Source organism: Burkholderia sp. BC1, assembly GCF_052683555.1.
On the sequence record NZ_JBQYLP010000070.1, the window covers coordinates 1 to 11,942 of the forward strand.

The 11,942-nt window shown below is 67.8% G+C and carries 10 protein-coding genes; 7 read left to right on the plus strand and 3 right to left on the minus strand.

What is annotated here, in order from left to right; genetic code table 11:
- Positions 1-353: 353 nt before the first annotated feature.
- From ACSHSS_RS24925 to ACSHSS_RS24945, 5 genes are all read left to right on the plus strand, one after another.
- On the plus strand, positions 354-1,604 hold the full coding sequence (locus tag ACSHSS_RS24925) for an ROK family protein (RefSeq protein WP_012213438.1): 1,251 nt from the start codon (positions 354-356) through the stop codon (positions 1,602-1,604).
- Positions 1,591-3,144, plus strand: a complete 1,554-nt coding sequence (locus ACSHSS_RS24930) for a sugar ABC transporter ATP-binding protein (protein WP_039222067.1) — start codon at positions 1,591-1,593, stop codon at positions 3,142-3,144. Before ACSHSS_RS24925 ends, ACSHSS_RS24930 begins: the two co-directional genes overlap by 14 nt.
- Before the next feature lie 41 nt (positions 3,145-3,185).
- Complete coding sequence (locus ACSHSS_RS24935; RefSeq protein WP_012213440.1) at positions 3,186-4,223, plus strand: ABC transporter permease subunit; 1,038 nt, start codon at positions 3,186-3,188, stop codon at positions 4,221-4,223.
- Between the two features lie 84 nt (positions 4,224-4,307).
- Positions 4,308-5,252, plus strand: coding sequence for an ABC transporter substrate-binding protein (locus ACSHSS_RS24940; RefSeq protein WP_006416551.1), 945 nt, complete (start codon positions 4,308-4,310; stop codon positions 5,250-5,252).
- A gap of 127 nt (positions 5,253-5,379) precedes the next feature.
- A complete protein-coding gene (locus ACSHSS_RS24945; protein WP_445545684.1) occupies positions 5,380-6,339 on the plus strand; it encodes a carbohydrate kinase family protein in 960 nt (319 codons plus the stop codon).
- 24 nt (positions 6,340-6,363) lie between these two features.
- Here the strand turns inward: ACSHSS_RS24945 and ACSHSS_RS24950 are convergent, their stop codons facing one another.
- From ACSHSS_RS24950 to ACSHSS_RS24960, 3 genes are all read right to left on the minus strand, one after another.
- A complete protein-coding gene (locus tag ACSHSS_RS24950; RefSeq protein ID WP_445545685.1) occupies positions 6,364-8,088 on the minus strand; it encodes a SulP family inorganic anion transporter in 1,725 nt (574 codons plus the stop codon).
- A gap of 22 nt (positions 8,089-8,110) precedes the next feature.
- Positions 8,111-8,737, minus strand: a complete 627-nt coding sequence (locus tag ACSHSS_RS24955) for a ParB-like protein (protein WP_006416550.1) — start codon at positions 8,735-8,737, stop codon at positions 8,111-8,113.
- A gap of 128 nt (positions 8,738-8,865) precedes the next feature.
- Positions 8,866-9,408: a GNAT family N-acetyltransferase gene (locus tag ACSHSS_RS24960; protein WP_445545686.1), complete on the minus strand. Its 543-nt coding sequence runs from the start codon at positions 9,406-9,408 to the stop codon at positions 8,866-8,868.
- 274 nt (positions 9,409-9,682) lie between these two features.
- On the opposite strand from ACSHSS_RS24960, the gene ACSHSS_RS24965 reads away from it, so the two are divergent.
- Together ACSHSS_RS24965 and ACSHSS_RS24970 are read left to right on the plus strand one after the other, a co-directional pair.
- Positions 9,683-10,903 carry an MFS transporter gene (locus ACSHSS_RS24965; RefSeq protein WP_445545687.1) on the plus strand — a complete coding sequence of 407 codons (1,221 nt, stop codon included), beginning with the start codon at positions 9,683-9,685 and terminating at the stop codon, positions 10,901-10,903.
- Positions 10,904-11,118: 215 nt separating this feature from the next.
- Positions 11,119-11,937: a TetR/AcrR family transcriptional regulator gene (locus ACSHSS_RS24970; RefSeq protein ID WP_012213446.1), complete on the plus strand. Its 819-nt coding sequence runs from the start codon at positions 11,119-11,121 to the stop codon at positions 11,935-11,937.
- Positions 11,938-11,942: the final 5 nt, after the last annotated feature.

Sequence of the window (11,942 nt, forward strand, 5' to 3'; positions counted from 1 at the left end):
CCCAGGAAGCAAAGCGCCTGCGCGCTTTGCGCGAGGACTCGAAAGGCTGCGGCTCGCAAGCGCAGCCGGGGTCGCGCTCGTGTGACCGAGCTCTCTCCTGGGCACCATCTGTTTTCGAAAAGGTCGGCTTTATGCCGGCCTTTTTTCATTTGCGGCGCAGAAAGCGACAAGAGATGCGATGCGTCCCCTCTTCCGGACAACGGCCTTAAACGCCCAAAACACTGCCCGACCTCCCGCCTCCCTCCCAGCAACCGGGATTTCCCTAGGCTGACACACGCGCTCGCTCGCGCTTAAATAAATCAACGTGATTTATTTAATTCGCCCCGCAGCGGCGAAACATGGAAGGAGACGCCATGAGAAGTCCGCACATCGGCCAGGGAAGCAATTCGGCCAACGTGCGCCGTTACAACGAGCGCCTGCTGCTGAAAACGCTGCGCCGCGCCGGCAGCGCGTCGAAGGCCGACCTCGCCCGCCTCGCGAACATGACGGGCACGGCGGTCGGCAGCATCATCGCGTCGCTCGCGGACGCCAAGCTGATCGAATTCGCGGGCCGCCGCACCGAAGGTCAACGCGGCCAGCCGGCGTCACTGATCCGTCTCGATCCGCGCGGCGCGTTCGGCATCGGCGTTCACCTCGACCGCATGCGGATCGAAACCGCGCTCGTCAATTTCGCCGGCGACGTGCTCGGCCGCCGCTCGCACGACATGCTGCTGCCGCCGCCCGCCGACGTGCTCGAAATCGTCCGTCACGACATCGCGGCGATGCAGGCGCTGCTCCCCGATCACGAACGTACGCGGCTCGCCGGCATCGGCGTCGCGCAGCCGTACAACCTCGGCGCCTGGATGCGCGAACTCGGCCTCGCGCCCGACACGTTCCGCGCCTGGGAAGACGTCGATTTCGCGAGCGACCTCGGGCGCATGTCGTCGCTGCCCGTGTTCGGCGAAAACGACGGCAACGCGGCCGCGATCGCCGAGCTGTTCTACGGCTACGGCCGCCAGTGCGACGATTTCGTCTATCTGTTCATCGGCCCCGCGATCGGCGGCGGCATCGCGATCGACGGCGACTGTCTGCGCGGCGTCACCGGCAACGCGGGCGACATCGCGGTCATCCCGGTGCCGCCGAGCCGGCTCGCGTCCGCGCCGCCGCCGCGCGGCCCGTGGGACATCCTGCTCGCGCGCGCGTCGCTGCATGCGCTCGTGCGTCATCTGCGCCATCACGGCGAACGCGTCGACAACCGCGCCGACCTCGAAGCGTGCATCGCACGCGGGCTGCCCGCCGTCGCCGAATGGATCGACGACTGCGTCGACGCGCTCGCACCGGCGTTGCGCGCGGTGCTGTGCGTCGTCGATGCGCCGGTCGTCGTGCTCGATGCCGATACCGACGCCGGCCTGCTCGATGCGCTGACGACGCGGCTGCGCGCGGCGCTCGTCGCGACCGCGCCCGAAGCGCGCGGCACGCCGACGCTCGTGCGCGGCACGTTCGGCGCGGACGCCGGCGCGATCGGCGCCGCGACGCTGCCGATGTACTTCAACTTCTCCCCGCGGGCCGGCATCCTCAAAGGCGCCCGCACGGAATCGCAGGAGGTCAACCATGTCGCGATCTGAGTCGCCCCGGCCGCTGCTCGAAATGCGCCGGATCAGCAAGACGTTCCCGGCCGTGCGCGCGCTCGACAACGTCAGCCTCACCGTCTATCCGGGCGAAATCCATTCGCTGATGGGCGAGAACGGTGCGGGCAAATCGACGCTGATGAAAATCCTGTCTGGCGCATACCGCGCCGACGCCGGCGGCGAAATCCTGATCGACGGTCAGCGCATCGAGATCGACGGGCCGCTCGCCGCGCGCGATGCGGGCGTCGCGGTGATCTACCAGGAGCTGTGCCTCGCGCCGAACCTGACGGTCGCCGAAAACATCTACGTCGGCCGCGAACTGCGGCACGGCAACCGGCGCTGGGGCACGATCGACCGCGCGGCGATGGCGCGCGGCTGTCGCGACGTGCTGTTGCGTCTCGGCGCATCGTTCGGCCCGGACACGCTCGTCGGCACGCTGTCGATCGCCGAGCAGCAACTCGTCGAGATCGCACGCGCCGTGCACACGCGCGCACGCATTCTCGTGATGGACGAGCCGACCACGCCGCTGTCGTCGCGCGAGACCGAGCATCTGTTCCGCCTGATCCGGCAGCTGCGCGAAGAAGGCCTCGCGATCATCTACATCAGCCACCGGATGGCGGAAATCTACGAACTGTCCGACCGCGTGTCGGTGCTGCGCGACGGCACGTATGTCGGCACGCTCGAACGCGACGAATTGTCGGCCGAGCGCCTCGTCGCGATGATGGTCGGCCGCGACATCTCGGGCTTCTACAAGAAAGAGCACGCGCCGTACGATCCGGGCCATCTGCTGCTGTCGGTCCGCGACGTGTCGGACGGCGGCCGTGTGCGCGGCTGCAGCTTCGATCTGCATGCGGGCGAGGTGCTCGGCATCGCGGGCCTCGTCGGCGCCGGCCGTACCGAACTCGCGCGCCTGATCTTCGGCGCGGAGCCGCGCACGCGCGGCGACGTGAAGCTCGGCGACCGCACGTTCGGTGCGCACTCGCCGCGCGATGCAATCGACGCGGGCCTCGTCTACCTGACCGAGGATCGCAAGCGCCAGGGCCTCTTTCTCGACATGAGCGTGCGCGACAACATCAACATCTCTGTGTGCAGCCGCGATGCACGGCTCGGCGCACTCGACCTCGCCCGCGGTGCCGAACGTGCGCGCGACGCGATCGCGTCGCTGTCGATCCGCGTGCCGCACGCGAACGTGAACGTCGGCGCGCTGTCGGGCGGCAACCAGCAGAAGGTGCTGCTCTCGCGCCTGCTCGAAACGAAGCCGCGCGTGCTGATCCTCGACGAGCCGACGCGCGGCGTCGACATCGGCGCCAAGTCGGAGATCTACCGGATCATCAACGAACTGGCGCGTGCCGGCGTCGGCGTGATCGTGATCTCGAGCGAACTGCCCGAAATCATCGGTGTCGCCGATCGCGTGCTCGTGATGCGCGAAGGCGAAATCGCGGGCGAGCTCGGCGGCTATACGGGCACGCCGATCACGCAGGAAGCGATCATCGCGCTCGCCACCGGCTCACAGGCCGAACTCGCGGACGCGCACTGACCCCGGCCACTTCATTTCATTCTTACATTCAGGTTACCGAAATGATCAATCCGACCAAGCAGCGGAACCTTGCTTCCGCCACCGTCCATCCGGCGGCCGACCGTGCGCCGCAGGCGCGCGTCGCCGATCATCGCGCGCGTATGCAATCGCTGATGCGCACCGCCGGCATGCTGCCGGTCCTTCTGGTCCTCTGCATCGGCTTCGGTTTTCTGACCGACGGCTTCTTCACGCTGCAAAACCTGTCGATCGTCACGCAGCAGGCCTCGATCAACATCGTGCTCGCGGCCGGGATGACCTTCGTGATCCTGACGGGCGGCATCGACCTGTCGGTGGGCTCCGTGCTCGCCGCGGCGGCCGTCGCGTCGCTGCTCGCGTCGACGATTCCGGGCTGGGGCTGGCTCGGCGTTCCCGCCGCGCTCGTGGTCGGCCTCGTGTTCGGCGCGATCAACGGCGGCCTGATCTCGCTGCTGCGCCTGCCGCCGTTCATCGTGACGCTTGGCGCGATGACGGCCGTGCGCGGCGTCGCGCGACTGCTCGGCAACGACACGACGGTATTCAATCCGCAACTGCCGTTCGCATTCATCGGCAACGGCACGATCTTCGGCGTGCCGTGGCTCGTCGTGATCGCATGTGCGGTGATCGCGATCTCGTGGTTCATCCTGCGCCGCACGGTGCTCGGCATGCGCATCTATTCGGTCGGCGGCAATCCGGAAGCCGCTCGGCTGTCGGGCATCAACGTGCGCGCGATCCAGCTGTTCGTCTATGCGGCCTCCGGCCTGCTCGCGGGGCTCGGTGCGGTGATGTCCGCGGCGCGCCTCTATGCGGCCAACGGGCTGCAGCTCGGCCAGTCGTACGAACTCGACGCGATCGCCGCCGTGATTCTCGGCGGCACGAGCTTCGTCGGCGGCGTCGGCTCGATCGTCGGCACGCTGATCGGCGCGCTGATCATCGCGGTGCTGACCAACGGGCTCGTGCTGCTCGGCGTGTCCGACATCTGGCAGTACATCATCAAGGGCCTCGTGATCATCGGCGCGGTCGCACTCGACCGCTATCGCCAGCGCGACTCGGCGCGCACCTGACGCGCGGCTCGCCGCTTTCCCCTGCGCGCGCAGGCAGGTCAACCTGCGCGCGTTCGCCAACAGACCTCACGGAGACACAACGACATGTTCAAGCACAAAGCCGCCCTGACCGCCCTCGCGTGCGCGTTCGCCTTCGGCGCATCGGCCGCGCATGCGGCCGACAAGCCGCTTAAGCTGATCGGCGTCACGGTCGGCTCGCTCGGCAACCCGTATTTCGTCACGATCGTGAAGAGCGCCGAAGCGCGCGCGAAACAGATCAACCCGAACGCGAAGGTCACAGCTGTTTCGGCCGACTACGACCTGAACAAGCAGTTCACGCAGATCGACAACTTCATCTCCGCGCACGTCGACATGATCCTGCTGAACGCGACCGATCCGAAGGCGATCGAGCCGGCGGTCAAGAAGGCGCAGGCGGCCGGCATCACGGTCGTCGCGGTCGACGTCGCCGCGGCCGGCGCGAACGCGACCGTGCAGACGAACAACGTGAAGGCCGGTGAACTCGCGTGCGACTACATCGCGAAGAAGCTCAACGGCAAGGGCAACGTGATCATCGAGAACGGCCCGCAGGTGTCGGCCGTGATCGATCGCGTGAACGGCTGCAAGGCCGTGCTCGCGAAGAGCCCCGGCATCAAGCTGCTGTCGAGCGACCAGGACGGCAAGGGCTCGCGCGAAGGCGGAATGAACGCGATGCAAGGCTATCTGACGCGCTTTCCGAAACTCGACGCGGTGTTCACGATCAACGATCCGCAGGCGATCGGCAGCGATCTCGCCGCGAAGCAGCTGAACCGTTCGGGGATCGTGATCACGTCGGTCGACGGCGCGCCCGACATCGAGGTCGCGCTGAAGTCCAACACGCTCGTGCAGGCGTCCGCGAGCCAGGATCCGTGGGCGATGGCGCAGCAGGCCGTCAACGTCGGCTACGGGATCATGAACGGCCAGAAGCCGGCGAATCCGATGATCCTGATCGAGCCGACGCTCGTCACGCGCGACAACGTGAAGAGCTACAAGGGCTGGAGCACGCCGCGCTGAGCGCCCTGCTCCGCGCGCCGCGCCGACGATGCACGCGCGACGACGCCCTGCATCGTCGGTGCGCGCCACCCGTTCGTTTTCTCCGCGGCACCGCCCGGCCCGGTGCCGCAGCACACAAGGTTTCGACATGACGACGACGTTTCCCCGCCTGATCGTATTCGGCGAAGCGCTGACCGATTTCATCCGCGACGACGCGCACCGCTGGCACAACGTGGCCGGCGGTTCGTGCTGGAACGTCGCGCGCGTGGGCGCGCGGCTCGGCGTGCCGACTGCCTTTGCCGGCACGGTCAGCCGCGATCTGTTCGGCGACGAGCTGATGCGCAAGAGCGCCGAAGCGGGCCTCGATCTGCGCTTTATCCGCCAGGTCGATCGTGCGCCGCTGCTCGCGATGGTCGTATCGAAGCAGCCGCCCGACTATTTCTTCATCGGCGAGAACAGCGCCGATCTCGCGTTCGATCCGGCCGACCTGCCGGCCGGCGCGCTCGATGCCGCGCAGATCGTGCACGTCGGCTCGCTCGGCGTCGTGCGCGAACCGCTGGCGTCGCGTCTGCTCGACGTCGTGCAGGTCGCTCGCGCGGCCGGCAAGCGCATCTCGTTCGACCCGAACTATCGCGCGCCGATGGCCGCGCCGGCGTATCGCGACACGCTGCGCCGGCTGGCCGCGCTCGCGGACTGGATCAAGGTGTCCGACGAAGATCTGCGCGGCCTGTTCCCGGAACTCGACGAAACGGCCGCGCTCGCACAGCTGCGCGCATGGGCGCCCGATGCCGCGGTGCTCGTGACGCGCGGCGCGTCGGGCATGGAGCTCTTTCATCGCGAGACGGTGCTGTTCCAGCCGGCGTTCGCGACAGAGATCGCCGATACGGTCGGGTGCGGCGACGCGAGCATCGGCGGCTGGCTCGCGAGCCAGCTCACGCGCCCCGAGGCGACCGCGGCCAAGCATCTGCGCTACGCCGCGGCGTGCGCGGCGGTCGTCTGCGCGCACGCGGGCGCGTATGCGCCGACGGCGGCCGAGGTCGACGCACTGGTGCGCACCGCCGCGCATACGGACACGACCGCGGCAACCGACGCAGCGCTGTCGTGCTGAGCGTCGCGGCCGCGCCGCCGCGCGTCATCGCGGGCCGGTGCCCTCCGTACCGTCCGTGCCGTGTGCCTGCCACAGCTGCAGGCTCTCGTCGACGCTCAACTCGGACAACGCATCGTCGCGCAGCGTATCGTCGGCCGCGCGGCGCAACGCATGCAGCGCGTGCAGCTTCAGCCGCACGATCGTGAACCGCAGCCCGTGCGCCGCGCACTCGGCCGCCAACGTGCGCAGCGACTCGATCGTCGTCCCGTCGACGTCGGGCGTTTCCTCGAGGCTCAGCATCACCGTCTGCACGTCCGGCGCCGTTTTCAGCAACGCCCGCACACGATTGAGCATCCGGTCCGCGTTCGCGAAGAACAGCTGCGCTTCCGGCCGCACGATCAGCACGCCGGGCACGGGCCGCGCATCCGCATGACTCGCGATGTCGACGAAATCGTGACTGTCGCGCAGCCGGCCGAGCACGCTGACGTTCGGCTCCGACAGCTTGCGCAGCGTCAGCAGCAGGCTCACGCCGATCGCGGCGAGCAGCCCCTGCAGCACGCCGAGCACGAGCACCGCGAGCAGCGCGGCGATCACGACGAGCCGGTCGCGATGCCAGGCCCAGTACGGCCGAAACACGGACGGATGCAGCGAGTGGCTGACCGCGAAGATCACGATTGCCGCGAGCACCGGCTCCGGCGTGCGCGCGAGCTGCGGCAGCAGCAACCATACGATCAGCGCGACGACGGCGGCCGCCCACAGGCCGGCGAAGCGCGTCTGCGCGCCGGCCGCCTCGTTGGCCGAGGTCGCCGAATAACCGGCGCCGACCGGCATGCCGTGCAGCAGGCCCGACACCAGATTCGCGCAGCCGAGCGCGACGAGGTCGCGGTTCGGCGCAATGCTGTCGCCGTGCTTCAGCGCGAAGGCCCGGATCGACCCGTACGATTCCGCATACAGGATCAGCATCAGCGCGAACGCCAGTTCGATCGTCTGCGTCCACGCATTGCGGTCGAGATGCGGCAATCCGAATGCGACGCGGCTCAGATCGATATGGCCGACGACCGCGATGCCGTAGCGGTGCCAGTCGACGACATAGCCGGCCACGATCGACAACACGATCACGACGAGCGTCGCCGGCACGCGCGAGCGGCGACCGAGCGCGAACAGCAGCGCGAGCGCGGCCGCGCCGAGCGCGACGCTTGCAACGTTCGCGTGCGGCACGCCGGCGACGAGATCGAGCGCGACGCGCGGCGCATCGCTGTGCGACACCGGAATCGCGAGCATTTTCGGCAACTGCTTGAGCACGATCGTCAGCGCGAGTCCGAACGTGAAGCCGCGCAACACGGGCCGCGCGACGAAGTCCGACATGCCGCCGAGCCGCGCGGCGCCGGCGAGTATGAACAGCACGCCCGTCATCGCGACGAGTGCGGCGGCCAGCGCGAGCTGTGCAGCCGGCGCGACGCCCGATTCGGCGAACACGGTGGCCGCGAGCACCGCGGCCGACGACGATGTCGACGAGACGATCGCGAAGCGGCTGCTACCCGTGAGCGCATAGACGACGAGCCCCGATAGCAGTGCGATCAGGCCCGCCTGCGGCGGCAGATTCGCGAGCCCCGCATACGCGACGGCCTCCGGGATCAGCAGGCCCGCGATCGATATGCCGGCCAGCGCATCGAGCGCGATGCGGCGCGCGCGCGACGGCGACGCCTGCGCCGTGGCGAAATGCTCGGCGCGCTGCGGGCCGGCGCCGGGACGAATCGGCGCAGTGGTCATGGTCGGTCGGCGCGTGCGCCGCTCAGGGTTTGACGGCGATCACGCCCGACCAGCCGGGCAGATAGCGCGCGTCCTGATCGTGCGCATGCCGCAGCGCGATCTCGAGCGCCTTCGAAAAATTCTTGCGGATCTGGTCGAGCGACACGTGCTGACGCAGATAGTCGGCCCACAGGAATTCGCTGAACGGCGTCGCGTCCTTCGCATAGCCGCCGGCCGTCCTCAGCTCGCCCGCGAGACTGCGATACGGATCGTCCTCGAGGCCCGTCAGTGCGCCCGGCAGCTTCGAATAGTCGCGGCGCGCGCCGTCCGCGCCGAACGGATGTACCCACTGGTTGTGCTCCATCATGCGCCAGAAGATCGTCTCGTCGAGCCACGACAGATCCTTCAGCAGCATCGCGTTCACGCGCGCCTCGCCCTCCTCGATCAACGCGAGGCCGAGATGATGATGGTCGGTGATGTAGTGCGCGCCGCCCGGGCCGAGCACGGCCGGAAACCAGTGCGAATCGATCGCGGCTTTGCGTTCGCGTTTGCCGAGCGTCTTCCAGTGCTTGCGCTTCGCCTTCACTTCGCGATAGCCGACCGTCATCTGCGTCGGCCGCAGCGCGTCGAGCCTCACCGGAATCAGATGCACGTCGTTGCCCAGTGCCATGACACTCCCCCCCCCTCGTCGGATTTTTTCGCAACGATACGCCGGATCGCGCGTGCCGTTAATACGTCGCGCCGATCGTTCGCGTGCGTCTGACCATCTCTGACAACCGGCACCCTGCCGTCATCGCGCTACGCACGCAGATCGTCGCGTTCGAGCCGATGACGCACGTACGGAATGCCGTCCTCAACGACGCCGATACGGCGCATGCCCAGCTTGCGCGCGACCTTCAGCGAGCCCGTGTTCGCTTGCGCGATGTCGGCGATCACGCGCGGCAAGCGCACGCATTCGAATGCATGGCGCACGACGGCGGCGGCCGCTTCGCTCGCGATGCCGCGCCCCCATGCACGACGCACGAGGCGCCAGCCGATCTCGACGTCGTGTCCACCGTCCGCATAGTCGGGAATCAGCAGCACCCAGCCGACGAACGTATCGGGCGCGCACTTCTCGAAGATCGACCAATAGCCGAGGCCCGGCGGATAGTCGCGCGTGATGCGGTGCGTGACGAAGCGGCGATGCTCCACGGGGTCGTGCCACGGCCCCGCGATGTGCCGCGTGACCTCGGGATCGCGATCCATCTCGATGCACGCATCGAGATCGGCCAGCACGCGCGGGCGCAGCCAGAGCCGCGCCGTTTCGAAGGTCGGCAACGTGGGTGAAGGCGAGTCGGTCATCGGGTCTCCTGATTCGACGAAGGCGCACGCGAGATTTACAAACGCGATACAACGAGCCGACTCGAATCATACAGATAGCTGTCGCGGCGGCTTCAGCGGCGTACATCGTTTTCCGAAACAAGTCATTTCGTAGGGATTATTCCCGATTCGCGGCTATCGCGCCCTACATTGCGGCGCGCGTCGGCCTACACTCGATCAGTGCCCCGACCCGCGCGCGAATCGGGCCGCACGTCCTTGCGTCCCGCGCGCGCACGCCAACGAGGAGACCTCGCACATGAGCTGGGCCCGCGAACAACGCAACGTGACGATTGCCGCCTATCTCGGCTGGACGCTCGATGCGTTCGATTTTTTCCTGATGGTTTTCGTGCTGAAGGACATCGCGGCGGAATTCGCGTCGACGATCCCGGCGGTCGCGTTCGCGCTGACGCTGACGCTCGCGATGCGTCCGCTCGGCGCACTCATCTTCGGCCGCCTCGCCGATCGCTTCGGCCGCCGTCCGACGCTGATGGTCAACATCGCCTGCTATTCGGTGCTCGAGCTCGCATCGGGCTTCGCGCCGAGCCTCACCGCGCTGCTCGTGCTGCGTGCGCTGTTCGGCATCGCGATGGGCGGCGAATGGGGCGTGGGCTCCGCGCTGACGATGGAGACCGTGCCGACGCATGCGCGCGGCATCGTGTCGGGCCTGCTGCAGGCCGGCTATCCGAGCGGCTATCTGCTCGCGTCGATCGTGTTCGGCCTCTTCTACCAGTACATCGGCTGGCGCGGCATGTTCATGATCGGCGTGCTGCCCGCGCTGCTCGTGCTGTATGTGCGCGCGCATGTGCCGGAGTCGCCCGCGTGGAAGCAGATGGAAAAGCGTGAGCGTCCGAGCCTCGCGACCACGCTGCAGCGAAACTGGAAGCTGACGATCTATGCGATCGTGCTCATGACCGCGTTCAACTTCTTCTCGCACGGCACGCAGGATCTGTATCCGACCTTCCTGCGCGAGCAGCACCACTTCGATCCGCATACGGTGTCGTGGATCACGATCGTGCTGAACATCGGCGCGATCGTCGGCGGCCTCGCGTTCGGCGCGATCTCGGAGCGGATCGGCCGGCGCCGCGCGATCTTCATCGCCGCGCTGATCGCGCTGCCCGTGCTGCCGCTGTGGGCGTTCTCGAGCGGCCCGCTCGCGCTCGCGGCCGGCGCCTTCCTGATGCAGATTTCGGTGCAAGGCGCGTGGGGCGTGATTCCGGTCCACCTCAACGAAATTTCGCCCGACGAGATTCGCGCGACCTTCCCGGGCGTCGTCTATCAGCTCGGCAACCTGCTCGCGTCCGGCAACGCGACGATGCAGGCGTCGCTCGCCGTCTCGCACGACAACAACTATGCGTTCGCGCTCGCCCTCGTGGCCGGCACCGTCGCGGTCGTGATCGCGGTGCTGATCCTCTTCAGCCGCGAACGGCGCGGCATCGACATGACGCAATCCGTCAATACGCGTACCGCCGCGACCTGAGCAGACGATTTTGCGCATTGCATCACCGCGCGCGGCCCGCAGCGCCTGGGCCGCGCGCCGCGCTTTCCGCATTCGCACATCGAACTAGAGGAATCCGACCAGAATCGCCGCTTGCCCGCCCCGCCCGCGTTTTTTTATCTTAATAAAAACGCTTGTTTGAATCAGATAAACCAATCACCTGTTCGCGGCCGGGCGACCGGCATGGGAGGCGGAACATGGCAGTGAGTCAGGAGGGACGACCGTCTGCGGCGCGGTCGTCCACGGGGCGATCGTCGGGCAACCGGCAGACCGGCGGCACCAAGGCGCGCATCCTCGATGCGGCGGAGGACCTCTTCATCGAGCACGGCTTCGAAGCGATGTCGATGCGACAGATCACGTCGCGCGCGGCGGTCAATCTCGCCGCGGTCAACTATCACTTCGGCAGCAAGGAAGCGCTGATCCACGCGATGCTGTCGCGCCGCCTCGATCAGCTGAATCAGGAGCGGCTCGCGATCCTCGATCGCTTCGATGCGCAACTCGGCGCGCACATCACCTGCGAGCACGTGCTCGGCGCGATGTTCATTCCGGCGCTAAAGGCGTCGCGCGATCCGGAGCGCGGCGGCCCTGCGTTTCTGCGCCTGATCGGCCGCGCGTATACCGATCCGTCGCCGTTCGTGCGAAATTTCCTGACCGCGCACTACGCGAGCGTCGCGGGACGCTTCTTCGATGCCTTCCAGCGCGCGCTGCCGCATCTGCCGCGCACCGAGCTCGGCTGGCGGCTGCATTTCGCGATCGGCGCGCTGTCGGGTGCGCTGGCCGGCGCGGAAACCGAAAGCCTGATCGACGAATTTTCGCAAGGCCGCACGATGAACGACGTGCAGATGATCGCGCGGCTGTCGTCGCTGATCGTCGCCGCGCTGAAGGCGCCGATGCCGGACAGCGCGCAGCTCGAGATCTTCGCGGCCGTGCTCGACGACGCAGGCGCGAGCGACGCGTTCGGGCTGCCGCCGCCTGCGACGACGGCCGATGCCGCCACGCTGCATTCCACGAATTGAGCTGA

What these genes read in the sequence shown, in the direction of transcription:
- ACSHSS_RS24970 (WP_012213446.1), top strand. Translation starts at nt 11,119, where the DNA reads ATGGCAGTGAGTCAGGAGGGACGACCGTCTGCGGCGCGGTCGTCCACG.
- ACSHSS_RS24930 (WP_039222067.1), top strand. Translation starts at nt 1,591, where the DNA reads ATGTCGCGATCTGAGTCGCCCCGGCCGCTGCTCGAAATGCGCCGGATC.
- ACSHSS_RS24960 (WP_445545686.1), bottom strand. Translation starts at nt 9,408, where the DNA reads ATGACCGACTCGCCTTCACCCACGTTGCCGACCTTCGAAACGGCGCGG.
- ACSHSS_RS24965 (WP_445545687.1), top strand. Translation starts at nt 9,683, where the DNA reads ATGAGCTGGGCCCGCGAACAACGCAACGTGACGATTGCCGCCTATCTC.
- ACSHSS_RS24940 (WP_006416551.1), top strand. Translation starts at nt 4,308, where the DNA reads ATGTTCAAGCACAAAGCCGCCCTGACCGCCCTCGCGTGCGCGTTCGCC.
- ACSHSS_RS24955 (WP_006416550.1), bottom strand. Translation starts at nt 8,737, where the DNA reads ATGGCACTGGGCAACGACGTGCATCTGATTCCGGTGAGGCTCGACGCG.
- ACSHSS_RS24950 (WP_445545685.1), bottom strand. Translation starts at nt 8,088, where the DNA reads ATGACCACTGCGCCGATTCGTCCCGGCGCCGGCCCGCAGCGCGCCGAG.
- ACSHSS_RS24945 (WP_445545684.1), top strand. Translation starts at nt 5,380, where the DNA reads ATGACGACGACGTTTCCCCGCCTGATCGTATTCGGCGAAGCGCTGACC.
- ACSHSS_RS24935 (WP_012213440.1), top strand. Translation starts at nt 3,186, where the DNA reads ATGATCAATCCGACCAAGCAGCGGAACCTTGCTTCCGCCACCGTCCAT.
- ACSHSS_RS24925 (WP_012213438.1), top strand. Translation starts at nt 354, where the DNA reads ATGAGAAGTCCGCACATCGGCCAGGGAAGCAATTCGGCCAACGTGCGC.